The following is a 24,317-nucleotide window of genomic DNA, read 5'->3' on the forward strand; positions in this document are numbered from 1 at the left end:
GAGCCGGACCACTGGCCCCGGGCTCCACCCTGCGCCATCCTCGGGCGCGGAGATGAAGGGCTACGGGTCCAGGAGGCTCGCTGATGAAGGTGCGGAGAACCCGAAGACTTGGGCTGCTCACGGCGGCAGGTGCGACGGTACTGGCCACCCTCGCCGGAGGCGCCACGAGCGCGTGGGCAGGGGTTGCGGGCGGCGAACCGTCGAATTCCCGTGAGGGCAGCAGCAACAGCGCGGCAGCACAAAGGGTGAAAGCCGATTTCGACGGTGACGGAAAGGCCGACTCCGCCGTATGGCGTCCGTCGAGCGGTACGTGGTTCGTCCTGCGGAGCAGTGACGACGGGCAGACGATTCGGCAGTACGGCCAGACGGGCGACGTGGCCGTCCCGGCCGACTTCGACGGCGATGGCAAGGCCGACTTCGCGGTATGGCGCCCTTCCAATGGCACCTGGTACGTCCTGCGGAGCAGTGATGGCGGCCAGACCATTCAGCAGTACGGAAGCTTTGCGAACGACGTTGCGGCCCCTGCTGACGTCGATGGAGACGGCAAGGCCGACTTTGTGATCTGGCGGCCGTCGAACGGCACGTGGTACGCACTCAGGAGCACTGACGGCGGGCAGACGATCCAGGTCTACGGTCAGACGGGCGACGTGGCCGTTCCGGCGGATTTCGACGGTGACGGTAAGGCCGATTTCGCTGTGTGGCGCCCGTCGAACGGTGTCTGGTTCGCTTTGCGGAGCAGCGACGGCAAGGAGATCATCCGGCAGTACGGTCAGACGGGTGACGTGGCCGTACCGGCTGACTTCGACGGAGACGGTAGGACGGACTGGGCTGTGTGGCGTCCGTCGAGCGGCACGTGGTTCGTCCTGCGGAGCAGTGACGACGGGCAGACGATTCGGCAGTACGGTCAGACGGGCGACCTGGCCGTCCCGGCCGACTTCGACGGAGACGGCAAGGCGGACTTCGCCGTGTGGCGTCCGTCGAACGGCACGTGGTACGTCCTGCGCACCACCGACGGCGGCCAGACCATCCGCCAGTACGGCCAATCCGGCGATATTCCGGTCTGACGGCGCCCGGCGCGGATGCGGAAGGGCCACTACGGCGTGTCCGACGGGCGTCGAGCCGGTGGCTCGCGGGCCGTGGTCAGCCGCGCAGGGAATCGCGTACGGATTCGACCGCCGTCAGTCGGAGCCATGAGCCGTCACGAAAGCGAATCCGAAGTGGACCGGTGGCGAGGCCGCTGCGGAACGGGCCGTCGACGACCGCTTGGTCGGCCTTCAGAACGTCAAGGATCTGCGCCTTCTTGTCCTGCCCCACGGTCACCCGGCGCCGAGGACCGGCCAGCAAAACGCGGTCGGGGCCCAGGATGACGAGCCGGTTCGGGTGCGAGGACTGCGTGTACCACCGCAGGAGAAGCCGGCCGGCTTCGGCGTGCCAGTCCCCGTCGAACACTTCCACGGGCCGGTTCCCGGGGAGTTCGGTGTCACGTCGAAGCCGTTCCTTGCGGGCCTTCTCGTCCCGGAGCGCTTGGCGCTCCTTCTTCGTGCGCAACAGGGGCCCGAGGACGGCCTCGGCGGCCGCCTCCAGGGCGGCGTAACCGATGGCGATCAGCAGGAAGGGGGACACCGCGATACATCCCAGAATCCCGAGGGGACGTATCCGGCCCGGCCGCAGCCGGGGATGTCCGGCCGCCGCGTAGACGTCTTTCGGCGGCTTCGGGATGGGTCCGAGTTTGCACCAGCCCACGGCAACAGGGCGCTCGCCCAGAAGCTCTGCGGCCGTCCGCCGGGCACGCTTGGACATCACGGTGATGAAACTCCTTCGCGATACTGAAAGGCAAGGAGATCACACCCGGTCGAGGGGCCGATGCGGCCCGTCCGGCAGCTCCACCGTGATCGTGTCGTCGGGATGCACGGATCCGCCCACCTTGACCACGCTCATGATTCCGGCCTTGCGCACGATGGTCCCGGCCTCGTCGCGGCCGCTGGTGGTGATGTTCTCGCCGAGTTCACCCGGGGCGACGCTGAATCGGTTGTCGTCGACGTGATGCTTCACAGGCGCCGGACGCGCAGCACTCCGGTCAGCATCGGGAGGGTGAACTCGCCGTGGGCGGTCTCAGGTCTGCTCGCGAGGAAAGCGCGGATCCGGCTCAGCGTGGTCGCTTGTTCCTGTTCCCGCATCACCAGCACCCCTGCGCGCGTCGCGATGGTCGCGACGAGGGAGTCGGCGGTGCGGCGCTGCCCGTGCGGGAACCCGGCCTGCTCCGGCGAGCCGAACCGGGCGGCCACGCCAGTCCTTGGAAGATGCATGTCCGCCGTCTCGGCGCGCCAGCTCGCGGGCGTGTCACGCGGGCCGACGGCCGCGCTCCCGCCGACCCGCGCGAGCCCGGAAACCCACGCGACCCGGTCGTCCATGACGTTCCACAGGCCGGCCAGGACGCCGCCGGGTACGAGGACCCTGGCGATCTCGGGTCCCGCGGCGGCCATGTCGAACCAATGCATGGCGTTGCCGGCCAGCACGGCATCGACGGACGCGTCCGGCAGCGGTATCGCCTCGGCGTTCCCCGGCAGGGCACGGACAGCCGGCAGTGAGCGGCGCAGCTCGGTCAGCATCGCCGGGTCGGGCTCGACTGCGACGACTTCGGCACCCAGCGCGACCAGCGTGGCAGTCAGCTTGCCCGTTCCGGCACCGAGGTCGAGCACGCGCTGGCCGGGCGCGGGCCGCAGCGCCCAGCGCACCGCGGCCTGCGCGTAGTCCGGACGGTGCTCGGCGTATGCGACCGCCGCTGCGCCGAACGACGAGGCGTGAAGCAGCCGTTCATCCTGGTCCATGCGCTGACGCTAGCGACGCCGGAAGCGGTCGGCTACCCCGCTTCACCACTTCGGCACCTACCCGGCTTCACCGCTTCGGCACTCGGCTTCTCGGCGCGCACCCGGCCTCCGGCCGGGCTGATCCGCACCGGTACGTCCGGGGCGGCGGGCTCCGCCATCCGTCGGGCATCCCGCCCCGACCACGCACCGACCGGCGCCCGCGCCCGTACTCCTGCTGTGGAGGCACCGGCCTTCACTGCCCTCACAAGACGCAGGCCAGACCGGAAGGGGGCGGCTCAAAGACCACAGTCCTGCAAGGTCACCGACTTGCGGACTGTGGTCTTCGTCAGCCCTCCCACGGACGGGAGCTGGGCGAGCCTGGTTGTTCAGAGCCGTTGGATCAGGCGTTGGTGGCGGCTTGTCTTTCGTCGGGCCTGTTGGACCTGTCGGGGCCGTCGGGCCCGTCGGGTTGCTGTGCGGGTGTGGTCGGAGTCAGGCGGCCTGTGCGGTGCAGGCCGAGGACGGCCAGGGCGCAGCCGCCTCCCGTGGCCGCGAGGGCCAGCCACGGGAGGGCCGGGGATCCGGCGGCGTGGGCGGCGTCCAGGGCCGCGCCGGTGAGGAGGTTGCCGAGGGTGATGCCGATGCCGCAGATGGTGTTGTAGAGGCCGTAGTGCGTGGCCACGTACCGGTTCTCGGCGAGGGCGACGATCGTGTCCATCTCGAAGGGGTAGGCCAGCATGGTGCCCAGGGCGATGAGGAGTGCTGAGAGGAGGGGTGGGCCGACGGCCAGTGCCCAGCGGGCCGGTCCGTCCGGGGGTGCCGGGACCGCCGTGGCTGCCAGGAGTGGCAGGAAGGCGGCTCCCAGGGCTGTCAGTCCGGCGACCAAGGACCGTCCGGAGTCCCAGTGCTTCTTGCACCAGACCGTGAGCCGGGTCTGGCCCGCGATGGTGGCCAGGCCGGAGGCGGCGAACAGCAGCCCTACGCCGACCGTCCCGACCCGCTCGTCCCCGGCCATCCGGCGCACCTCCAAGGGAAGCGCGAGGTAGACCTGGAAGGACAGCGCGTACGAGCCGATCATGGCGAGGGAGAACAGCAGGAACGGCCGGTTGGACACGACCGTGCGCCACTGGGAGAGCACCGACGTCACTGACTTGCCGGCCTCGGCCTCGGCCCCGGCCCCGCCCCTGGCCTCGTGTGACGGTGTCCGGGCCGGTAGCACCCGTATCTGCACGATCGACAGTGCGGTGAAGACTCCGGCCGCCACGAGGCAGGTCAGGCGGAAGCTCACCCCCGTCAGCGCCACACCGACCAGCGGGCCCAGCAGGATCCCGGCCTGGTAGAAGACGTTGAAGAGTGCGAATGCTTCCACGCGGCGCTCCCGGGCGTCGTGGGCGACGTAAGCCCGTACGGCCGGGTTGAACAGGGCGCCGGCCAGGCCGGTGGCCGCCGACGCCGCCAGCAGGGCGGGCAGGGAATCGACGAGCCCGAGTACGGCGAAGCCGACGGTGCGCAGCATCAGACCAGTGATGATCATGGGTTTGTATCCGAACCGGTCGGCCAGGGTGCCGCCGAAGAAGAACATGCCCTGCTGACTGAAGTTGCGGACGCCCAGGATCAGCCCGACGGTCCAGGCGGCCATGCCCAGGTTCCCGGACAAGTACTGGGCGAGGTAGGGCATGAGCATGTAGAAGCCGAGGTTGATGGTGAACTGGTTCGCCATCAGCAACTGCACGCTGCGGTCGAAGGTGCGGGCTTGCGACAGGGGGTTGAGACGGTTCCGGGGGGCCGGCGGGTTCTTCACGACCGGCCCTCGTCGTTCGCGTCGGCGCCGTGCTCCCGCTGCGCGGCGAGCGGATCGACGACGGTGGCGCACCGCGTCCAGCGGGTGACCTCCTTCTCGTCCGGCCGCCCCACGACCTCGGGTTCGGCGGCCGGCGGCGCGTCGAGGAGGCCGTGGGCGGAGCAGTAGTCGTCGTCGTAGACCGTGCCGAGGTAGCGCTGCGGGCCGTCGGGGAAGACGGCCGCGATCCGGGTGTGCGCGGGCAGGGTGCGTGCGAGCCAGCCGGCGACGAGGGCGACCGCGCCGACGCTCCAGCCGCCGGTGGCGTAGTGGGAGGAGGCCAGTTGCCGGCAGGTCCATACGGCCTCGGCGGGGGAGACCCAGTGCACTTCGGAGAAGTTCTCGTACGCGACGTTGCGGGGGTAGATGCTGGAGCCGAGGCCGCGCATCAACCGGCTGCGGGCAGGTTGTCCGAAGATGGTGGAGCCGATGGTGTCCACGCCGGCCAACTGCAGACCGGGATAGAGCTGTCGCAGTACGCGGGAGACGCCGGCGGAGTGGCCGCCGGTGCCGACGCTGCACACCAGGACGTCGATGTGGCCCAGCTGGGCGGCCAGTTCGAGCGCGAGCGGGGTGTAGGCGGCGACGTTGTCGGGGTTGTTGTACTGGTCCGGCACCCACGCGCCGGGGTGCTGCTCGCGCAGCCGGTCCACGCGGTTGCAGCGGGCCTGCTGCCAGCCGCCGGTCGGGTGGGGGTCGGAGACGACGTCGACCTGTGCCCCGTAGGCGCTCAGCAGCCGGGTCATGGACGACTCCAGGCCGGGGTCGGTGACCAGCGTGACCGGGTGCCCGTAGACCATTCCGGCCAGTGCCAGGCCCAGCCCGAGCGTGCCGCTGGTGGACTCGATGATCATGGCGCCGGGAGCCAGATCGCCGCGGGCGCGGGCCCGCTCCACCATGTGCAGGGCCGGACGGTCCTTGATGCCGCCCGGGTTGAAGCCCTCCAGCTTGGCCCAGAAGCCGTGCCCGGCGGGGGCGAGGGGTTCGGAGACGCGCAGGACCGGGGTGTCGCCGACGAGTCCGGAGATCCCGAAGGTGTTGGGGGCGGCGGGGGAGGCGGGGGAGGCAGGCATGTTGGGGGAGTTGTGAGCGGTGGGTGTGATGGGGGCGGCAGAGGAGCTGGGGCGGGCTGAACCGGTGCCGTTGGTCGTCAGGGGGTCCATGGCTCGTTCGCCTTTCGGTCGGTCGGTGCGCCGGTGAGGGGGCTCGTCTCGCGTGGTCGGCGAGCTCCTATTTGCGCCACCGGCAGAGAAAGGCGAGCGTCTTCCGCCTCGACCGCTCGGTTTCCGCCTTGCGGGGATCCGGGGTGACAGACGTGTAGTGATGAACGGGTGAGTTGCGCGGCACAGCACTCCGTACGACGGCCACGTGGCCGGAATTCTCCGGGCAGGTGGAGGCGAGTCAGACGGGCGGCCGGATGGCGCCGAGGCAGGGCTCGGTAATTCCCCTCAGAAGAACAGGGGGAATGGAGAGGAAGGCGCCAAGGCCGCCGGGTGGGAGTGGAATCCGACCGGTTTCGGAGCGTTCGGAGTGTCTGACTTCTAGATTCGCAGGATGCGTGAAGCCGCCGAGTGTGCTGATTCCGGCGCGGTGGAAGACGGCCGTGCGCCCGTCCAGTGCTGTGAGCTCAGTGCCGAAAGCGCGTCGAACAGCGCCGGGCAACTGGGAGCGAAGAGGGCCGGACCGTCCTGGGGCTTGCCGGACGTGCAGTTCTCGGCGCCGTGGGAGGACTCGTCCTCGTGATGGTCAGCGGCGTGTGCCTGCTCCGTACCGGGGGCGGCGACCGGGGCCGGCTCACCATGGGCGTGGTGCTCGTCAACGGCGTGCGCGAAGACGGACAACGCCACCGGCCTGCCGGTCGCGTGACTGACCGCGCTCTCCCCGCTGATGCCGTGCGTGTAGAGCACACCGAACAGGAGCAGCAAGGCTGGCCACAGCAGACGTGACAGACGCGGCAGACCCGACACCGAAGGGTGGGTCCGTCGCGGCCGGAATGCGAGCTGGGCCGAGACCATGACGTGATCGTAGCGGAATGCAGGGCTACTTATGTCAAGGGCGCTGTATCGAGGGCATGCAAATCAGCCAACGCGGATGTTTTCTTATGGAGGTTGCTTAATGGCGCGGGTCCGCTATCCGTGCGCAAACGGAAACCGTTTCACCTCTCCAAGGATATGTGCCATGCGCTGCGCTGCCGGGTGATTGTCCGGTGTGCCGTGCTCGGCGGTGACGCCGCCGGATCCCCGCAAACCGCCCGCCGGATCGCGAGGGCTGGGTGCAGGTGGAGATGCCGGCCGAGGCGCAGGCCGTCGCGGTCGGCGACCTGCTCAGGCACGCTGCGGTGCCGTTGCCCTGATCGGGTGGTGCCGCCTCCATGCCTCCATGCCTCTACGCTTTGACCTTCAAGCTGCTTGAAAGCCGAGAATTGCCGCCATGGAAGACACCGACACCGACACCGACACCGGCACCGACATCGGCACTTTGATGAGCATCGGCGCCTTCGCGCGCCGGGTGGGGCTGGCGCCGAGCGCCCTGCGGTTCTACGACGACTGCGACGTACTGCGCCCCGCCCACGTCGACGACGCGACCGGATACCGCTACTACGCCCCGGAGCAGCAGGCCCGTGCAGTCCTCGTCCGGCGGCTCAGGGAGGCCGGGGTGCCGCTCACCGATGCCTCGGTGGTGCTGGACGGTACCGATGAGGAGGCCCGTGCCGTTCTGCAGGAGCACGCGACAAGGGCGCGGGAAACAGCCGCCTCGGCGCAGGTGGTGATCGAGGAGATCCTCCGCGCTCTTCCCGGCGGAACGCCCTGGACCACCAAGGCCAAAGCCAAGGCCAAAGCCAAGGCCAAGGGCAATGCCATAGCCAAGGTCTGCGTCGGTGGGGCGGAGCTGGCCAGCGCCGTGCGACAGGTCGCACCGGCGGTGGCGTCCGGTCCCGTAGGGGACGAATTCCCCGTACTCGGCCACATCCTGATCGAGATCGACGGGCAGGAGGTGCGCCTGGTGGCCACGGACCGCTACCGCTTGGCAGTCCGCACCCTGCGGGCCATATCCATGGAGGGCGATCCTTGCCACGTCTTGATCGCAGCCTCGGAAATGAAGGACGCCGCTGCCTGGGCCATGCGCATGCCGGACGTCAGCATCGAGGTGGACCGGGAAGGCGCGCGCCTGCGCAGCGGAGCCCGCTCACGGACTCTGCCGACCGCTGACGAGACGGTCCTTCCCTTCCCCGACTACCGGATGGTCCTGGACAACTTCCCCATGACGCGGCACCGGCTCATCACGGACCGGGCAGCTCTGCGCACGGCACTCGCCGAGGCCGGATACGGCGATGCGCCGATCATCCTCCGCACAGACGAACAGCAGCTTGCCCTCACGCCCGGGGAGCCGGCCCCGGGCTCGGACGGGCTCATGCTTCCCGCCATCTGCACAGGGCCGCCCCTGCGCATCGCCTTCGACCCGCACGTGCTCCTCGCGGTGATCGAGGCCGGCGTCGGCCCTGACGTGCTGCTGGAGATTTCGTCCCCGGACCAGCCCGTCGTGGTCCGTTCCGCGGATCAGGGCAGTTTCACGACGCTGGTCATGCCGGTCCACGACGCGGCGGCTGACAAGTGACCTTCCGCTGACCCCACCAGGCGGGAGGCAGGGGGCAGGGGACAGGGGGCTTGGGGCTGCCGGGGGGCGCGTCGTGGGCGCGGTCATGGGCAGCTGGTCATGTCCCTGTGCGTGAGAGGCGCGTGGGTGGCGCCGCGGCCGCCCCGCGATGCCTGATGTTGACGGCAGAAGCCTTGGCCACTGCCACGGGGTTCAGGAACCGCAGCGGACCGATCAGGCGGGATCCGAACAGGTGCATGTGCCGTGCCATCGCTTCATCGCGCGCTGCCGCCGAGAACATCAGCCGCTCCAGGGGATTGAACGGGCGGGCCTTGGCGAAGTCGACGGCCAGGTACTGGTGGCCACGCAGCCGGCGCCGGTGTCTGTGTGCGTACACGGCGAGCGATCTGTCGAGGTCGCCCCGACCGGATGCGGCCGAGGCGACCGCCTCTGCCAGCCATTGCGCGGACTGCAGAGCCCACCCGCATCCCACTCCCCACAGGGGGTCGCTGGTCAGGGCGGCGTCGCCGATGAGTGCGACGCCCGGTGCGGTCGGCTTGCGGTAGTGAAGCGGATAGTTGACAGTGCCGATGAACTTCGAAACGCGCTCCGCGGAGTCGATGGGCGGTGCCTCGGGTAAGGCGCGGAAGAAGGCGAGGAAGCTGCCCTCCAGGTCTTCCCGGAAGGCCGGCAGCCGCTTCTTGTCCGGGAGTACCGCAAGGACCGTCACCCCGTCGTCGTTGGGAAACGCGTATGCCATGTCGGGTTCGAGAAACCAGGTCTGACTGATCCCGCCGTGCAGCGGGAGGTTGCGGAAGTAGGCGAGGTAGCCGAACCGCGCGTTCTCGTGCAACCGGGCGGGCACCGCGGCGAACTTCGCTACGGCCGAGTCCTTGCCGTCGGCGCCGACCACCAGCCGGGCCCGGATCTCACACTCGCCCCGGGGCGTCGACGCGCGCACCCCCGAGGTTCGCCCGGCTTCCCGGAGCAGCCCGGTCACGTGGTGACCGAGGAGGAGATCGACGCCGGGGGTCTCCGCCGCACGGGACCTGAGCAACGGATCGAGGGTGCTGCGCCGGACGTTGTACGCGTACGGCAGCTCGGGGCCCGCCGGCGCAGCCCTCGGCTCGATCCATCCCCAGCGGGTGTAATAGCGGGCCGTGCTGCGGACGGCTCCCGCCTTCTCGAGAGCGGGTACGAGGCCGAGTTCGTCCAGCACCGGGTAGGCGCAGGCCTGGAGGGAATGGGTGCACAGCACCTTGTACGCTTCGGGGTCCGTGCGGCGTTCCAGCAGGGCGACGCGGGCACCGCGTCGAGCGAGCAAGGTGGCCGCGGCGCTGCCGGCGAGGCCGGATCCGCTGATGACGACGTCGTAGTCGTATCCCGCGCTCTCAGGTCTGGTCATGCGCTGATCGCTCCCTTCGGGGTGTGGTGCCGTTCGGGGGAGTGGTGCAGTGCCACTGCTGTCAGGTGCATGAACAGTTGTCAAGAGTTGTGGATCGAGAGCGGTTGATCGTCGTCGAGTCCACCGAGACCGTCCAGCGATGCGGCGGTGTCCGGCGAAGGGACGCCCTGCCTCCCCCGTGCTGTGGAGAAGGCAGGGCGCCGGGCGGGTATGCCTACGATCCGTCGGTCAGCAGGCCCGTGCGCCCGCTCGTGGTCACCGAGGCCGGCCGGTAGGCGGTGGCCAGCACGGAGACGGTGACCTGGTCGGGCAGGAGGCCGGCGCCGTCCAGGTCCGCAGGGCTCAGGTGACGTGCGCTCGGCGTCATCCCTATCAGGTCGAGGGCCTCCAGCCTGGTCAGGGACGTGACGTACTCGACCCGCTCGGTACGGGTGGCCTCGAAGAAGGGGGCCAGCGCCCGGTGCAGGCGCTGTTCCTTGACCGGGTCGACCCTGACCACCGCGGGCCCGCGGCCGCGCAGCTCGGCCAGGTGCCGGCCGGTAGGACGCACCACGACCAACCGGCCGGACGGGCGCAACACCCGGCGAAACTCGGCGGGGTTGCGCGGGGCGAACACGTCCAGCACGACGTCGGCCATCCCGTCGGCCAGCGGGAAGGGACGGAAGACGTCCCAGGTCGCCGCGGCGGCTCGCTCGTGGACCCGGGCCGCCGAGCGCAGCGCGCGCACCGAGGTGTCCAGGCCCAGGCCGCGGGCGCCGGGCAGCTGGTCGAGTACGCCGGCCAAGTAGTAGCCCGTGCCGCACCCGACGTCCACGACCGTGCCTTGCCCGGACACGGCATCGGCCTCGGCCGCCAGCCGGGCCACGGCCCGGCAGATGGGCCCGTACTTGCCCGTGGCCAGGAACCGGTCCCGGGCCCGGACCATGGCGGCATCGTCGCCGCTGGTGGCGCGGGTGCCCGTCAGGAGGCCGGCATAGCCGTGGCGAGCGATATCGAAGGTGTGGCCCGCCGGGCAGCGCAGCGCGCGGAGGTCGGGATGAAGACGGGCGCGGCACTTCGGGCAGCGCAGCAGGTCGAGGAAGAGTTCGAGGGCAGGGTAGAGCGACACGGGCACAAGGCACTCCTGGCAACGGTGAAGGAAAGGGACCGTGCCTGCACACGTGATGCGAAAGTCGTCGCCCCGGAATGGAACGGGCCCGGCGTCCGGCCACCTTGATACGGGCAGCGCCGGGGAACATGGTTCACGCAGCAGGCACACCGAGGAGGGCGACGCCGTCCGGCATCGCCCTCAAGGCCTACCCATCACAGGAAGCAGTAGTGCGGGTTGCTCATGAATGCCACGCCCCGATTCTAGGACGCTATCGCCCACTTCAGTTGTGCCGGGGCCGACGCGGGGCTTCCCGTGTACTTCGTCGTGTACGCGGGGGCCTTGCCGTAGTTGTCGCCGCCCGAGCCCAGGTACCAGCCGTTTCCTTCGTTCTTGACGAGTTTGGTGCTCGCGTCGTAGGACCACTTCAGCTGTGGGGGAGCGGCTGCGGGGTCCCCGGTGTATTTCGTGGTGTACGCGGGGGCCTTGTCGGAGGAGGAGTCGCCGCCGCTGCCGAGGTACCAGCCGTGCGCCTCGTTCTTGATGAGCTTGGTGGCGGGGTCGTAGGACCACTTCAGGTTGCCGGGCGCCGACGCGGGCTCTCCCGTGTATTTGGCGGTGAACGTGGGGGCCTTGGCGGCGGAGGTTTCACTGCCGCTGTCGAGGTACCACCCCGCCCCCTCGTTCTTGATGGGCGCCGGGGAGGAGGCGGCGGTGTGGCCCACGCCGGGGGCCAGGACCACCATTGTTGCGGCGGCCGCGAGGATCGCGGAGCGCCGGGCGAGCGGGTGCACGAGCGGGTGCACGGGCATGGCTTTCCTGCCGTTTCTGCGCGTGGTTCCGAGAAGGCGAACGGTTCGCCCCAGAACCGCGCTGTCCGCAATGAGCATGAGCCAGCGCCCTTTTGCCCACCCACCGGAACCGTTCCCCACCACCGGTTCGTGCATGGGCATACGGCTCGGGCGAGTGCGCAGCGGCGGCGCCGCGCGTTCGAGGGCGCCCGGCGTGCGCGCAAGGCGGTGCCCGCGCTGCGCGGCGCATACCGGGTCCGCCCGCGCGTGATCACTGCTTTGCGGAGCGCGACGCGCTTCTCACGGGGTGTCGGGCCTCCGGTTCGGGCCGCCTGACTGTGCCCCGAGCCGCTGTCCGGGCCGGCGCCCGAGCCGGTTCCCGGGCCGGGGTCGCCGCGCATTCCGTGGCGGCCCCGCCTGCGTGGCGGAGTTTCGACACGTGGCCGGGGGACACGCGGACCGGCGGCGGCTATGTGCCCGTAACAGCCGGGCGGACGGAGAATCAGCCGTGGGCGGACGGATACGGGTAGGTGCTCGTTCCGGACGCCCGGTGTCCTGCCTTGCCCCTGACCGCGACCGCGACCGCGACCCCGACCCCGACCTCGACCCCGACCGCGGCCTCGAACCGACTTCGACCTCAGCAGCCGGAGGCTCCATGAACCGCTCCGTGAACGGCCCCCAGAGCACCACGATGAACCGGCAGTCCGGCCCGGAACGCCCGTACGACGTCGTGCTCTTCGGTGCGACGGGATACGTCGGGGAGCTCACGGCCGAGTACCTGCTGGAGCATGCGCCGGATGGGTGCCGGTGGGCGCTCGCCGGGCGCAGTCGCGCGAAGCTGGAGAAGCTGCGGGACCGGCTGGCGGCGCTCGACTCCGTACGTGCGGCGGACGTGGCACTGGTGACGGCGGATGCGGGCGACAAGGCCGCGATGCGCGCGCTGGCCGAGTCCGCGCACGTCGTCGCCTCCACCGTCGGCCCGTACATCTGGTACGGCCAGGAGCTGGTGGCCGCGTGCGCGGAAGCAGGCACCGACTACACGGACCTCACCGGGGAGCCGGAGTTCGTGGACCTGACGTACGTGCGCCACGACGCGCAGGCCCGCAAGTCGGGCGCGCGCATCGTCCACGCGTGCGGCTTCGACTCGGTGCCGCACGACCTCCTCGCCTACTTCACCGTGCAGCAGCTGCCGGAAGGGGTGCCGCTGACGGTCGACGGGTTCGTGCGCGCGTCGGGGATCATCTCCGGCGGCACGCTGGCCTCGTCCCTGGCGATCGCCTCGCGGCAGCGCCAGGCGAAGGCGGCGGCGGAGGAGCGCGGCCGGTACGAGCCGCAGCCGGCCGGTCGCCGGGTCCGGGCTCCGCTGGGGGCGCCGCGGTTCAGCAAGGAGACCGGCATGTGGGCGCTGCCGCTGCCGACGCTCGACCCCCAGGTCGTACGCCGCTCGGCGGCCGCGCTGGAGCGGTACGGGCCCGATTTCCGCTACCGCCACTACGCGTCGGTGAAGAGGCTGCCCATCGCCCTGGCCGGGCCGGTCGGCCTGGGGGTGGTGTGGGCGGCCGCGCAGGTGTCCCCCGTGCGGACGTGGCTGATGAGCCGCTACGAGCCGGGGAGGGGGCCGAGCGCGGAGCAGCGGGCGCGCGCCCGGTTCCGGGTGCGGGCCGTCGGTGAAGGGGGCGGTCAGCGGGTGTTCACCGAGGTCACGGGCGGTGACCCGGGCTACGGGGAGACGGCGAAAATGCTGGCCGAGGCGTCGCTGTGTCTCGCGCTGGACGATCTGCCGGCGACCGCCGGGCAGGTCACGACGGCTACGGCCATGGGTGATGCGCTGATCGGACGGCTGCGGGACGCCGGCATGCCGTTCCGGCTCTGTCACGCCGACTGACGAGGCGCGCCGCGCCGAACGCCATTCACTTTGCCCCACCCCGCCGGCGGCCGTCGGGCTGCGGGCGGGGTATCGAGCACGGTCAAGAGATCAGCACTGGGGCCGCTTGCCGTGATTGGCCGCCTTGCTACGGCGGGCCCTCTTCTTACGGCGCCGCTTCGAGGACATGAGGTCTCCTCTCCCGTAGATCTTCGACCAATTTATACCGTTCTGGTGTGATCTGCTTGGTGAGTGCGGTCGTCGGAGCTCGGCTCAGTAATCGAGGCCCGCGAACCAGTCGCCGCGGCCCTGCGGGGTGAGGTCGAGCAGGTGCCAGACAGGAGCCAGGAGGTCGATGCCGCGCTGGTCGATGTCGTCGGCCATGCGGGGGTGGGCGGAGTAGAAATGGCGGATCGTGCCGTCACCGTCGCGCGTGAAGACGGAGACGGTGGAGTCCTGTGCGCCGTCCTTGTCCTCGCTGCCCAGGTCGTACTTGAACGTGCTGTCGCCGCAGCTCAGGAGCCGTAGCCCGTGCCAGCCCCGGTTGCGGGCGTGCTGCCGGAGGGCCGGCAGGTCGGCGGCCGCGGCGATGGCGAAGTCGGCGTTGCGGGCGATGTGGCGGGCGATGCCGTTGAAACCGTCGATCCACAGGGTGCACATCGAGCAGGGGATGGTCTGCAACTTGCCGTACATCAAGTGGTAGACGATCAGCGGGCGGTCCGGGGCGGTGAACAGCTCGCTCAGGGTGACCTCGCTGACCGGTGTGTCGCCGGCGTCCAGGTCGGCGGGGCCTTCGGCGAAGGCGTAGTCGTCGACGGGCGGCCCCTGCGGGAGCGACCGCCGCCGGGCCGCGACCTGCTCCCGGTGGCGCATGAGCTCGATCTCGGCCAGGCGCAGCTCTTCGCGGGCGGCGAGGTAGTCCGCTGATTCCCCGGCCAGTCTGGTCTGCCGCAACATGCGTCCTCCTAGGGTGCCCCCCGGTGGATGAGGATCTCCGAACAATCCTGGACCGCGGCCGGGGCCGCGGCATCTCCGTATGGTGCCGCGGCCACGGACCCCCTGGCAGGCAGGGTGAACCTAAGGCCTTCGGCCCGTGGCGGAGGCGAAGCCGAGCCAGGTGTGGCGGTTGCCCCACCAGCACCAGCCGACCTTCGGGGCGTTGCGCCGCTCGCGGCCGTCCCGCCCGGTGCCGTTGCTGATCCAGATTGCCGGGGTACGGGCGTCCAGGGCGCCGTTCGCCTTGCGCAGCCGGGAGCCGATGGTCATGAAGCAGCGGTTGCGCTCCAGGATCCCCGGCTGCTGGAGCACCCAGTGGATGCCTTCGGTGAGCAGCAGCGGGGTGCGGTCCCGCGCGGCGAGGGCGGGCAGGGCCTCCTCCGGGCTCCAGTCGGCCATGTGGTCGCCGCGGTCGAGGCCGGTGACGAGGTAGAGAGGGGCGTCGGGCAGTTCCACGGTGCAGGGGGCGAAGTCATCGACGTCGGCCATGTCGGTGACGACGAAGCCGGGCTTGCCGTCGTGCCGGAGCAGCGGTGCGAGCGCGGAGGCGGGGGCGCGGTGCGGGTGGACGGCGAGCAGGGCGCCGCCGTCACCGCGCCGGCCGCCCTCGTCACCGGCGTTCGCGGCGAAGGCGCGCAGCTCATCGGCGGGTATCCCGGCGATCTCGTGCACCCCGAGCTCGATCAGGCGTTCTGCCTGGGCGGCGAGTGAGGGAAGAGCGGTCACGGTGCCGGAGGGGGAGCTCTCGGGCGAAGTCTCGGGCAAGGTACTCCTCGGTTCGCGATCAAGGGGTGGTGGACCCGAGGTCAAACGAGGCGCCCTGCCGGAATGTTCCCGGACCGGCGGACCCGGCGGCGGTAACAGTCGATCGCCTCATCGCCCGCCGCAAGTCAGCGTTCCGGGGAAGGGTCGGCAGCGGCGGCAGCAGGGTCCTCGACGCCGAGCAAGCGTTCCGTCTCCGTGACGACGATCGCGGGTTCGGCCGTGGGGACCATGTGGTCGGCCTGCTGTGCGAGGACGTGCCGGCCGCGTGGCGACTGCCGTGCGCGGTACGCATGGGACGCGTTCACGGACTTGCGGGCTTGTGCGCTCATGCCGGGGGTGGGACGGGTCGCGGAGATGATCGTCACGGGGATGTCGCCGAGTTTCGGCGGGTGGGCGAGCAGGGCGCGCAGGTCGGCCTCGACGGAGGCCTGTTCGGCGCCCATGGTGTGCACCGTCGCGAGGGTGAAGGCCTCCGCGCGCATGTCGGCGGCGGCGTCGGGCGGCAGGGCGCTGGTCACCTTGCGGAAGAGGAGGCCGAACACCTTGAGGCGGGCGAGGAGCACGGATATGCGGTAGCGGTTCTTCTCCAGCTTGCGGATGGAGGGTTCGAGGAGCAGGTCGCAGGCCTCGTCCGTGGGGTCGACGAGCACGAGGCCGGCGATCCGCTCGGGCCGGGCCGCCGCCGCGACGCGCACGATCAGGCCGCCCCAGCTGTGTCCCACCAGGACGAAGGGCCCCGGCCCGAGGTGGTCGAGCAGGTCGCCCAGGTCGTCGGCGAGCCGGTTGAGGTTGCGCGGGCCCGACGGGTCGGGGGCGCTGCGGCCGAGGCCGCTGCGGTCGTAGACCACCGTCCGGGCCGAGCCCGCCACGGCCTGCTGGACGGGCGCCCAGTACGAGCGGGTCGCGGCCAGGCCTCCCTCGAACACCACGGTCGTGCCGCCGCCTCCTGCCGGTCCCGGCCGTTCCATGAAGAACAGCTCGCGGCCGTCACGGGTCCGTGCGGTGCCGGGTGTGCCCTGACTGTGCTGTCGCTGCATGGTGACCGTCCTCAGAAGCGGATCCGGGCAAGCCGTTCCTTCGACCGACCGAAGGTGGAGTTAGGTTAGCCTAAGTAGCCGGTGGGGCGGTTCATGACAATCCAAGTAATCTTGCCGCTGTGACTGGTACTGACGCCGCGCCCAAGACACGCTTCCTCGTGCTCCACGACTACGGCATGGGGGGCGCGTGGTGGTGGGTCTTCGCGCGGTCGGAGCGGGAGATCGTCGAGACGTTCGCGTGGGCGGAGGTCGTCACGGACCCGGAGACCGTGGCATGGCGCGAAGGCGACGACGGCATACCGGAAGTCGACATCGACGCACCGCAGATGCCTCCGGGCCTGGACGGACTGCGGGCCGAACGGGAGGCGCAGCGCGAACACCCGGGCTTCGGCGCACTCGCGGACAAGGAGGTCGTGTACCTGCGTCGCCGATGGGACGACGAGGACGACGAAGGCCTAGCCGTCTACCTGATGGAGGTCTCGCCCGACGGGCGCCGCATGCGGCAGGTGGAACTGGCCGAGGACGGAACCGCCGTCAAGAGCACCCCCGACGACTGGATCTTCAACACGCCGATCGTGGACCTCTTCGCCCCGGAATCGGTGGCGCAGGAGATCAGCCGCGAAGAGTTCGAGGAGCAGTGGGCCCGCGCCCGCAGAGTGGAACCCGACGTGGACTCCGACGGGGACCCCGTCGTGGACACTGACGCAGGCTCCGACGCCGGCTCCGACGCGGACACCGGCCTTTAGGGACGCGCACCCCCGGCAACGTCAGTGGCCGTGCTCGGCGAACGCCGCGGCCACCACCTCCCGCCCCGCACCCGCCGCCAGCAGCAGCCGCAGCAGCACCCTGGCCTTGTACGGGTCGAGCAACCCGCCGTTGATCAGCCCGCGTTGCTGCAGGTCGGTCTCCGAGCCGGGCGCGGTGTAGGTGTGCCGCAGCACCGGGCCGCTGCCCGTACGGGAGGTCAGGACGACCGGGATGCGGTCGGCGAGCGCACCCAGCACGGGGGCGAGGGAAGCGGGCACGTGCCCGACGCCGAAGCCGGCCACCACCAGGCCGCGGTACGTCTCGGCGAGCCCTGCGAGCTGAGCCCCGTCGTCGTCGAGCGTGACGCAGTGCAGGGCCACGCGGGCGGCGTCGATCCGTGCGCTGTCGCAGCCGGCCGGCAGGACGGTGGAACGGCGCGGCGGGGCGGCCAGGATCCGTACCTCGCCCTCGATGACGTGACCCACCGGACCGGCGTTCGGCGAGGCGAACGTCGCCGTGCTCGTGCTGTGGGACTTGCGGACCCAGCGCGCCGCGTGCACCTCGTCGTTGAAGGCCACCAGCGCGCCGAGCCCGCGCGCCGCGGACGAGGCGGCGACGCGGGCGGCCGCGAGCACGTTGGCCGGGCCGTCGGCGCCGGCCGTGCCCGGCTGCCGCATCGCGCCCGTCAGTACGAACGGCGCTTCGTGCTCCCAGAGCAGATCGACGAGGAACGCGGTCTCCTCCAGCGTGTCGGTGCCCTGCGTGACGACGACACCGACCGCTCCTTCCGCCACGGCCCGCGAGGCGGCCTCGACGACGCCGAGCACCTGCGCAAAGGTCAGGCTTCCGCTCGGCACGGCATGAACGTCCTGTACGTCCAGTGCCACCCCGAGGCCGTCGAGCCCGGGTACGGCGGCGGTGATCTCGGCGCCGGTGAGCCGCTCACCCTTGGCGCGCCCGGACACCGAAATCGTGCCCCCGAGCGCGAACAGTGCGATGCTCACGTTCCCCCCTCGTTACCACCGTCAACAGGCGCCAGATTACGGGCTCCTGTTGACGCCCCTGCTCGCGCCCCCGCCTCGGCCCCCGGGCTCCTGTTCCTCCTTGGGGCCCGCGCCTCAGCCCCTCGGCTGGGTGAACCGGATGCGGTTGCCGAACGGGTCGCGGAGGCCGCAGTCGGTTCCGTACGGGCGGTCGGTGGGCTCCTCGGTGAATTCGACGCCCCGGGCCAGCAGCGTCTCGTACGTCTTGCGGCAGTCGTCCGTGGTGAAGATGAGCCAGCCGCCCATGGCCCCCTTGGTCACCAGTTCGCGGACCTGCTGTGCCGTCTCCTCCGACATCGCCGGCGCGCCCGGCTTCTCGAGAAGGATCTGGCGCTCCGGGTGGCCGGGGATGCGGACGGTCAGCCAGCGCATGAAGCCCATGTCGACGTCGGCGGCGACCTCCAGGCCGAGCTTGCCGACGTAGAAGTCGAGGGCCTCGTCCTGGTCGAGAACGTATATCTGCGATTGCGTGATGGCGTTGAACATGAGCATCACGCTACTGGGCGGGCCGGATGGAAACTTATCCAAAACTGCTCAGTCAGCAGCTTGCTCAGTCAGCCGGCGCCCCCCCGGCTGGTCAGACGCTCGGCCGCGTCCACGCCATCGTGAAGCACGTCGGTACGCCTGCGGCCGCGGACGCCGCTTCCTTGCGGTACGTCCTCGGCGACCGGCCGACGATGTCGCGGAAGGTGCGGCTGAAGGTTCCGGGGCTGCCGAAGCCGACCTCGAAGCAGATGTCCGTCACGCTGCGGTCGGTCTCGCGCAGCAGGAACATCGCCCGCTCGACGCGCCGCCGCTGCAGGTAGCGGTGCGGCGTCTCGCCGAACGCGGCCCGGAAGGTGCGTGTGAAGTGGGCCTCCGACACATGGGCGATCCGGGCCAGGGCCGGAACGTCCAGCGGCTGCGCGTAGGCCCGGTCCATCGCGTCCCGGGCCCTGAGCATGCGGCGGTTGGTGTCTTCGGTGGCGGTGCGGTTCACTGCGCCATCACATCACGCCCGCCTTCAGGCCCGGTCACCTGTGAGGGCGCGTCTTCGGGGCCGGGCGCGGGCCCGCCACGGACTCGGCCAGCTGGACGAATTGCGGGAGCCACTCCTCGTGGGAGACGCCGCGTGTGAGCTCCAGTGCCGCTTCCGCCTCCTTGCCGATCACCGTGTGGAGCGGGGTGGCGGGGTTCTCCACGGCGGCGACGATCGCCTCCGCCGCCTCGCGGCTGTCCCCGGCGCCCTCGCCCATGCGGGAGAGGAAGCGTGCCAGCCAGGTCTCGTCCGCCGCGTACGGGTCGTCGCCGGAGGATTCCCGCTTGGCGGCGTTCTCGTGGATCCGGGAGACGAAGGCGCCCGGTTCGGCGCACACCACGCGGATGCCGAACGGCCGCACCTCCGCCGCCAGCGCCTCGCTCGCGGCCCCGAGCGCCGCCTTGCTGGAGGTGTAGAACCCGCCGTAGGGCACCGCGAACATCCGGGCCGCCAGGGAACTGACGTTGACGATCACGCCGCCGCCCCGGGCCCGCATGGCGGGAAGGACGGCGCGGATGGTGCGCAGCGCACCCCAGTAGTTGGTCTCCATCACCGCGCGCGCCTGTTCCAGGGAGGCGGCTTCGACGGCGCTGGTGTAGTCGACGCCGGCGTTGTTCACGAGGACGCCGACCGCGCCGTGCCGCTCCTCGACCGCCCGCACGGCGGTGGTCACGGACGCGTCGTCGGTGACGTCGAGGGGCAGCACCTCGATGTCCAGCCCCTCGGCACGCGCGCGTTCGCGGAGCCCGTCCGCCTTGGCCGGGTTCCGCATCGAGGCGTTGACGTGGTCCCCTCTGCGCGCGAACGCCAGTGCCGTCTCCAGGCCGATGCCGCTGCTGCAACCGGTGATGAGGACTACCGCCACGGCCGATCGCCCGCCTTCCGTCGATGACGCCGAGGTTCCGGCTCCGTCGGCAGACTACGGGCGGACCGGGAGCGGCTTCAGCCCCTACACCCCCCTACGCCCGGCGCTGCCGCAGACCGGCCGGCCGGGCGTGCCCGATGCCCGATGCCCAATGCCCGGCGGCCTGTGAGACCGCCGGGCATCATCACGCTTGTTCCCCGTCCTCGGCATTCCGGGTGACTTCCTCCACCACGATGTCGATGATCCTGTCCCGCTCCTCCGGAGTGGTCCGGCCGTCCGCCGGCAGTTCGATCCGTACGCGGCGGGCGATCACCGGCCGCGACGGGGACGGCGTCCTCGTGCGCAGGTCCTGGTAGACCGTCCACGCCAGGGAGGCCACGCTGACGATCAGCGAGCCGAGCGCGACCGGATCGGCGTCGAGGTACTGTCCCGCGCGGGCACCGGATCCGGCGCCCTGCGCGTGCAGCGCCGCCTCGACCTGTGCCTCCAGTTGCGCGCCGTGCGTGGCGGCCATCCGCCGTGCCGCCGCCCGCGCTCCCCTGCTGGCGGGGTTCTCCGTCGCTGCCGTCCGCTCGCTCATCGTCTCTCCTCCGAGCCGTGTGTCTCGATCCACTGACGTACGTCAGCGGGCAGTGGGGTGCCGGTGACGCGCGCCCAGTACTGTTCCAGCGCCGCCGTGCCCAGCAGTCCGGTCAGGCGTGCCAGGTCGCGGGGGCGCGAGCCGGCCGACGGGTGGGGGAAGCGGTCGAAGAGGGTCGCCGACCGGACCGCCCACTCCAGGGCCTCGCCGGTCCTGCCACGGGACGCGGCCAGCCCGCTCATCTCGTGGTAGGTGAGCGAGAGGGAGCGCTTGTCGCCCAGCGCCTCCTCGATGGTGAGGCACCGCAGGTACCACTGCTCGGCCTCGTCCAGCCGTCCCTTCGCGTGCGCCACCCGGCCGAGGTCGCTGCAGGTGCCGGCCATGGCGGACCGGTCGCCCAGCTGCTCCTCGATGGCGAGGGCCTCGCGGTACCACCGTTCGGCTTCGTCCCACAGGACTCCGCCCATCGCCAGCAGGCCGAGCTTGTGACACAGGTGGGCCCTGCGGCGCGGGTGTTCCGCCGCCGCTCCCTCCTTGGCGGCGCGGAGCCGGTGGTACCACTGCTCCGCCTCGTTCCCCCGGCCCCGCAGCACCGCGACGACGCCGAGGTCGCTGAACAGGTCCGCCATGCCGCGGCGGTCACCCGCCTCCTCCGTGACGGCGAGGGCCCGGCGCAGCCACCGGTCGGCCTCCTCCCACTGCTTCCGCTCCTGTGCCGCGAGACCGAGCTTGCGGTACGCCTCGGCCTCGCCGGACGGGTCGCCCGAGCCCTTCCTGAGGGCGAGGGCCCGGCCGAACCACTGCTCGGCCTCGTCCAGCCGGTCCCGTACCTGGGCCAGCTTGCCCAGCTCGTCGTAGGCGGTCGCGAGCTGTTCACGGGGAGGCTCCGGGTGTGCTCCGAGCATGGTGAGGATCTCGGTGTAGACGGTCTCCGCGGCGTCGAACCGGGCCTGGATCTGCAACCTGCCCGCCTGCGCCCGCGCGACCAGCAGCCACAGCTCTCCACCGGGTTCGCCGAGCAAGGGCGGGGTGCCGTCCGGCCCTTCGAGGGCCAGCCTGGCGCGGTCGCTCCACGCGAGGATCTCCTCGTTCAGCCCGCTGCGCTGCCAGTAGAGGTACAGGGGCCGGACGAGGTACATGGCGTTGGTCCACAACCGGCCGGCCAGGGAGTGCGCCAGCAGGTGGCCCAGCGTGCGCAGGTGCAGCCCGAGCGTGCGGTAGGCCCGCGAGGCGCCGTCGGCGTGCAGCTCCCGGCGCAGCCACTCCGCGAAGCCGGTGACCGCGAACAGCATCGCCTCCTCGGCGTCGGCGCGTTGCGCCGCGTAGGCCGCCGGGTCGTCGGCGCGCCACCGCTCGGCGAGGTAGGCGGGCAGCGCGGGGTGGGTGCGGTACATGCCCCGGCCCAGGCCGGTGAGCAGGCCCACCTGGGCCGCCCGGTCGAGCACCGTGTCCCAGCCGCGGCTGTCGACGCCGCGGAAGCGCTGCGGGGTCCGCTCGTGGCGGGAGAACTCGGCCAGCACCCGGGCGTCGGCGACACCCTGGAACAGGCATACGGCCGCCAGCAGCCGGCGCTCCACGGGGTCGAGGTGGGCGAGGGAGTAGCTGATACTGGACGGCAGGGACGTGGTGCGGTCGCCGCCGGGCGGGGCGGGCAGGGCGGTGCCGCCGTGCAGGCCGGACAGGAGCGCGGCGGGGTCGGTGGTGTCCAGGTGGGGCAGGATCAGCCGCATGCTCAACGGGTGGCCGTCGAGCCATTCCAGCAGGTCGGCGAAGGCGCGGTCCGCGCGGCGCGGTGCCGCGGCGGGGAACGGCTGCAGCACGTGGTCGGCGTACTCGACGGCTTCGTCGTGCGAGAGGCCGCCGACGGTGACGCGGCGCAGGTCCCCCAGCCAGTGCTCGGGCGTGCGGCTGGTCACCAGGACGACGCTGCGGCCGCCGGCGGCGACCTCGGCGAGGAAGTCCTTGAGCTCGCCGCGCGCGGCCTCGTCCAGCGGGGCAGTGGCGCCGTCGGGGTCGGGCATGGACGCGACCGACTCGAAGTTGTCCCAGACCACCAGCAGCCGGTGCTCGCGCAGCAGGTCGCGTACGAGCTCGCGGCGCGTGTCCGTGTTCTGCCGGGCGAAGTCCGCGCCGTACGCGCGCAGGCCGATCGCCGAGACCACACCGTCCAGGCCGAACGAGGCGACGCCGGGCTCGAAGGAGTGCCAGATCACCCACTCCGGCCGGCCGACGCCGCCGGTGTCGCGCCACCAGCGGCCGAACGCCTTGGCCAGCTCGGTCTTCCCGGTTCCGCCGGGGCCGTGCAGGACGACCACGCGCCGGTTGCGGGCCGCGGCCTCCAGGGTGTGGAACAGCGTGTCGCGGCCGACGAACTCGCCTTCGGGAGCCAGCGGATCGTCCCGCTCCCCGGGGCCGCGCTCGCGCAGCCGGTCCAGGGCGGCCTCCAGGGACGGCTCCGGCCGGGCGGAGGCGGGGGCGGACCGCAGCTCGGGGAAGCGGACCTCGCGGCGCAGATAGTGCACCGGGACCGCCCAGTCCTCCAGCGGCAGCTCGCCCTTCGGGCTCGGCCGCCCCGGGCGCCGGGCCATCTGCGCCCGTCCCGCGCGCACCGCTTCGCCGATGGTGTCACCGGCGAACAGCCGCTCGTAGAAGGCCGTCATGAACTCGGCCGCCGCCACGGCGTACACGCTGTAGGACATGGCCACCACCGCCGAGGCGCCGCCGGCCAGCAGCCGGGTGGCCACGGCGGCCTCCAGCTGCTTGCCCACCGCCCCGGACTGGCAGGCGTTGAGCACCACGACCGGCACGCGGGCGTCCGCCAGGACGCGGGCGATGCGGTCGGCCCCGACGTGGTCCGCGCCGCCGCCGGGCCTCTCGAAGACGAGCACGCCCTCGTCCGTCAGCGCGCCGTGCCCGTCGAAGTGCACGATCTGGAACGGCGTTCCGGCCTCGCGGGCCGTGCGCAGCCGCTCGGCCAGCGCCTCCAGCGTCGGCGGCCGCAGCACCTCCACCTCGACGCGGCCGCGCACCGCCTCCAGGCGGCGCAGCAGCGGGCGTGCGATCATCCGGTAGCCGACGTCGCGGGCGCCGTCGGGCCGGGAGATCACCATCAGGACGCGCAGCCGCCGCCCGCCGACGTCGAAGGCGTTGCCGAGGTTCGCCGCGGGCAGGCCGCGGCTCAGCCCCACCCCGTCCAGCACCAGCGGGGTGGGCAGGCGCGGGTCGCACAACAGCTCCCACGGCAGCCCCAGCCAGGCGGGGACGGCCGAGCGCAGGACGATCTCGGTGGAGCCGGGGTGGGCGGCCCGGGTGCGCACCTGGACGTAGGCGTCGCGGGCGGGCCCCGAGCCGAACAGGGCGGTGAACATGGTGCGGCCCCAGGAGGGCAAGCGGCGGGCTATCCGGTCGCCCCGGTCCTCGTACACGCCGAAGGGAGCCCGCAGGTAGTCCTCCAGGTACCAGCGGAGGTCCTCCAGTTCGTCGGAGGTCAGCGGCCAGTTCAGCGTCACCGGCTCGCCCACGGGGCCCGGGAGGTCCCCGTCCAGCCACGCCGACACCGATGCGCGTCCCGACGCGTCGAGATCAACCAGCAAGCGGTCCGCCACTGCGCACCAGAGCCCCTCTCGAACCCCTGCTCTCACACTCTGCCGATGTGAACTTACCGATGCCGGGGGGTGGATGGCGCGGCAGGGGAGCTGTTCGACTTCGCCGAGCAGGAGTTCCTCGCCACCGGCGGAGCCCACGGGGGGTACGGAGGTGGGCAAGGCGCTCGGCGGCCGGCTCGCCGGACCGCTGGCCGGGCTGGGGGCCTCGCGGCCGGCCGCCGCCCTCGCGGTGGCCGCGGTGCTGCTCGCGGCGGGCTCCCTGGGGCGGCACCC

General features: G+C 71.5%; 21 protein-coding genes and 1 pseudogene. 4 read left to right on the forward strand and 18 right to left on the reverse strand.

Annotation, left to right across the window (positions count from 1 at the left end; translation table 11 throughout):
- Positions 1-83: 83 nt before the first annotated feature.
- A complete protein-coding gene (locus tag V7793_RS03965; RefSeq protein ID WP_335581481.1) occupies positions 84-1,064 on the forward strand; it encodes an FG-GAP repeat domain-containing protein in 981 nt (326 codons plus the stop codon).
- Between the two features lie 76 nt (positions 1,065-1,140).
- Here V7793_RS03965 and V7793_RS03970 read toward each other — a convergent pair whose 3' ends face one another.
- From V7793_RS03970 to V7793_RS03995, 6 genes and pseudogenes are all read right to left on the reverse strand, one after another.
- Positions 1,141-1,803 carry a hypothetical protein gene (locus tag V7793_RS03970; protein ID WP_335581482.1) on the reverse strand — a complete coding sequence of 221 codons (663 nt, stop codon included), beginning with the start codon at positions 1,801-1,803 and terminating at the stop codon, positions 1,141-1,143.
- Positions 1,804-1,842: 39 nt separating this feature from the next.
- Positions 1,843-2,025: pseudogene (locus tag V7793_RS03975) on the reverse strand (MOSC domain-containing protein); the annotation flags it as partial.
- A 23-nt stretch (positions 2,026-2,048) separates the two neighbouring features.
- Positions 2,049-2,828 (reverse strand): class I SAM-dependent methyltransferase, encoded by a 780-nt coding sequence (locus V7793_RS03980; protein WP_335581483.1) that lies wholly within the window; start codon positions 2,826-2,828, stop codon positions 2,049-2,051.
- Between the two features lie 379 nt (positions 2,829-3,207).
- Positions 3,208-4,608, reverse strand: coding sequence for an MDR family MFS transporter (locus V7793_RS03985; protein WP_335581484.1), 1,401 nt, complete (start codon positions 4,606-4,608; stop codon positions 3,208-3,210).
- Positions 4,605-5,720, reverse strand: coding sequence for a PLP-dependent cysteine synthase family protein (locus tag V7793_RS03990; protein WP_335581512.1), 1,116 nt, complete (start codon positions 5,718-5,720; stop codon positions 4,605-4,607). The genes V7793_RS03985 and V7793_RS03990 overlap by 4 nt, the downstream gene beginning before the upstream one ends.
- 468 nt (positions 5,721-6,188) lie before the next feature.
- Positions 6,189-6,662, reverse strand: coding sequence for a hypothetical protein (locus tag V7793_RS03995; protein ID WP_335581485.1), 474 nt, complete (start codon positions 6,660-6,662; stop codon positions 6,189-6,191).
- 415 nt (positions 6,663-7,077) lie between these two features.
- On the opposite strand from V7793_RS03995, the gene V7793_RS04000 reads away from it, so the two are divergent.
- Positions 7,078-8,262, forward strand: coding sequence for a DNA polymerase III subunit beta family protein (locus V7793_RS04000; RefSeq protein ID WP_335581486.1), 1,185 nt, complete (start codon positions 7,078-7,080; stop codon positions 8,260-8,262).
- Between the two features lie 97 nt (positions 8,263-8,359).
- On the opposite strand, the gene V7793_RS04005 is transcribed toward V7793_RS04000, so the two are convergent.
- The 3 genes from V7793_RS04005 to V7793_RS04015 form a co-directional block, all read right to left on the reverse strand.
- Positions 8,360-9,646: an NAD(P)/FAD-dependent oxidoreductase gene (locus V7793_RS04005; RefSeq protein ID WP_335581487.1), complete on the reverse strand. Its 1,287-nt coding sequence runs from the start codon at positions 9,644-9,646 to the stop codon at positions 8,360-8,362.
- Positions 9,647-9,860: 214 nt separating this feature from the next.
- Entirely contained in the window at positions 9,861-10,760 is a 900-nt protein-coding gene (locus V7793_RS04010) for a putative RNA methyltransferase (RefSeq protein WP_335581488.1), read from the reverse strand.
- A 236-nt stretch (positions 10,761-10,996) separates the two neighbouring features.
- Positions 10,997-11,545, reverse strand: a complete 549-nt coding sequence (locus tag V7793_RS04015) for an RICIN domain-containing protein (RefSeq protein WP_335581489.1) — start codon at positions 11,543-11,545, stop codon at positions 10,997-10,999.
- A 670-nt stretch (positions 11,546-12,215) separates the two neighbouring features.
- Between V7793_RS04015 and V7793_RS04020 the strand changes: the two genes are divergently transcribed.
- Positions 12,216-13,409: a saccharopine dehydrogenase family protein gene (locus tag V7793_RS04020; protein ID WP_335581513.1), complete on the forward strand. Its 1,194-nt coding sequence runs from the start codon at positions 12,216-12,218 to the stop codon at positions 13,407-13,409.
- A 252-nt stretch (positions 13,410-13,661) separates the two neighbouring features.
- On the opposite strand, the gene V7793_RS04025 is transcribed toward V7793_RS04020, so the two are convergent.
- The 3 genes from V7793_RS04025 to V7793_RS04035 all read right to left on the reverse strand — a co-directional run bounded on the left by V7793_RS04025 (position 13,662) and on the right by V7793_RS04035 (position 16,186).
- Positions 13,662-14,345 (reverse strand): DUF899 family protein, encoded by a 684-nt coding sequence (locus V7793_RS04025; RefSeq protein WP_335581490.1) that lies wholly within the window; start codon positions 14,343-14,345, stop codon positions 13,662-13,664.
- 120 nt (positions 14,346-14,465) lie between these two features.
- A complete protein-coding gene (locus V7793_RS04030) occupies positions 14,466-15,149 on the reverse strand; it encodes a DUF5701 family protein (protein ID WP_335581491.1) in 684 nt (227 codons plus the stop codon).
- 125 nt (positions 15,150-15,274) lie between these two features.
- Positions 15,275-16,186, reverse strand: a complete 912-nt coding sequence (locus tag V7793_RS04035; protein WP_335581492.1) for an alpha/beta fold hydrolase — start codon at positions 16,184-16,186, stop codon at positions 15,275-15,277.
- Between the two features lie 119 nt (positions 16,187-16,305).
- Here V7793_RS04035 and V7793_RS04040 point away from each other — a divergent pair, with 119 nt between their 5' ends.
- Positions 16,306-16,932: a hypothetical protein gene (locus V7793_RS04040; protein WP_335581493.1), complete on the forward strand. Its 627-nt coding sequence runs from the start codon at positions 16,306-16,308 to the stop codon at positions 16,930-16,932.
- 21 nt (positions 16,933-16,953) lie between these two features.
- On the opposite strand, the gene V7793_RS04045 is transcribed toward V7793_RS04040, so the two are convergent.
- The 6 genes from V7793_RS04045 to V7793_RS04070 form a co-directional block, all read right to left on the reverse strand.
- Positions 16,954-17,937, reverse strand: coding sequence for an asparaginase domain-containing protein (locus tag V7793_RS04045; RefSeq protein WP_335581494.1), 984 nt, complete (start codon positions 17,935-17,937; stop codon positions 16,954-16,956).
- A 114-nt stretch (positions 17,938-18,051) separates the two neighbouring features.
- Positions 18,052-18,462: a VOC family protein gene (locus tag V7793_RS04050; RefSeq protein WP_058044088.1), complete on the reverse strand. Its 411-nt coding sequence runs from the start codon at positions 18,460-18,462 to the stop codon at positions 18,052-18,054.
- Positions 18,463-18,553: 91 nt separating this feature from the next.
- A complete protein-coding gene (locus V7793_RS04055) occupies positions 18,554-18,919 on the reverse strand; it encodes an AraC family transcriptional regulator (RefSeq protein WP_335581514.1) in 366 nt (121 codons plus the stop codon).
- A gap of 70 nt (positions 18,920-18,989) precedes the next feature.
- A complete protein-coding gene (locus V7793_RS04060) occupies positions 18,990-19,859 on the reverse strand; it encodes an SDR family oxidoreductase (protein ID WP_335581495.1) in 870 nt (289 codons plus the stop codon).
- A gap of 184 nt (positions 19,860-20,043) precedes the next feature.
- The gene (locus V7793_RS04065; protein ID WP_335581496.1) at positions 20,044-20,439 is read right to left on the reverse strand and encodes a hypothetical protein; all 396 of its coding nucleotides are present in this window, start codon (positions 20,437-20,439) and stop codon (positions 20,044-20,046) included.
- Entirely contained in the window at positions 20,436-24,044 is a 3,609-nt protein-coding gene (locus V7793_RS04070; protein WP_335581497.1) for a CHAT domain-containing protein, read from the reverse strand. The genes V7793_RS04065 and V7793_RS04070 overlap by 4 nt, the downstream gene beginning before the upstream one ends.
- Between the last annotated feature and the right edge of the window lie 273 nt (positions 24,045-24,317).

This window comes from Streptomyces sp. KLMMK, assembly GCF_036961605.1.
Lineage (GTDB): Bacteria > Actinomycetota > Actinomycetes > Streptomycetales > Streptomycetaceae > Streptomyces > Streptomyces telluris.

Bases quoted from the DNA above. Each gene is read 5' to 3' on its own strand.
- V7793_RS03965 (WP_335581481.1), top strand. From the start codon at position 84: ATGAAGGTGCGGAGAACCCGAAGACTTGGGCTGCTCACGGCGGCAGGT.
- V7793_RS03980 (WP_335581483.1), bottom strand. From the start codon at position 2,828: ATGGACCAGGATGAACGGCTGCTTCACGCCTCGTCGTTCGGCGCAGCG.
- V7793_RS03990 (WP_335581512.1), bottom strand. From the start codon at position 5,720: ATGCCTGCCTCCCCCGCCTCCCCCGCCGCCCCCAACACCTTCGGGATC.
- V7793_RS03995 (WP_335581485.1), bottom strand. From the start codon at position 6,662: ATGGTCTCGGCCCAGCTCGCATTCCGGCCGCGACGGACCCACCCTTCG.
- V7793_RS04000 (WP_335581486.1), top strand. From the start codon at position 7,078: ATGGAAGACACCGACACCGACACCGACACCGGCACCGACATCGGCACT.
- V7793_RS04005 (WP_335581487.1), bottom strand. From the start codon at position 9,646: ATGACCAGACCTGAGAGCGCGGGATACGACTACGACGTCGTCATCAGC.
- V7793_RS04015 (WP_335581489.1), bottom strand. From the start codon at position 11,545: ATGCCCGTGCACCCGCTCGTGCACCCGCTCGCCCGGCGCTCCGCGATC.
- V7793_RS04020 (WP_335581513.1), top strand. From the start codon at position 12,216: ATGAACCGGCAGTCCGGCCCGGAACGCCCGTACGACGTCGTGCTCTTC.
- V7793_RS04025 (WP_335581490.1), bottom strand. From the start codon at position 14,345: ATGTTGCGGCAGACCAGACTGGCCGGGGAATCAGCGGACTACCTCGCC.
- V7793_RS04035 (WP_335581492.1), bottom strand. From the start codon at position 16,186: ATGCAGCGACAGCACAGTCAGGGCACACCCGGCACCGCACGGACCCGT.
- V7793_RS04050 (WP_058044088.1), bottom strand. From the start codon at position 18,462: ATGTTCAACGCCATCACGCAATCGCAGATATACGTTCTCGACCAGGAC.
- V7793_RS04055 (WP_335581514.1), bottom strand. From the start codon at position 18,919: ATGCTCAGGGCCCGGGACGCGATGGACCGGGCCTACGCGCAGCCGCTG.
- V7793_RS04065 (WP_335581496.1), bottom strand. From the start codon at position 20,439: ATGAGCGAGCGGACGGCAGCGACGGAGAACCCCGCCAGCAGGGGAGCG.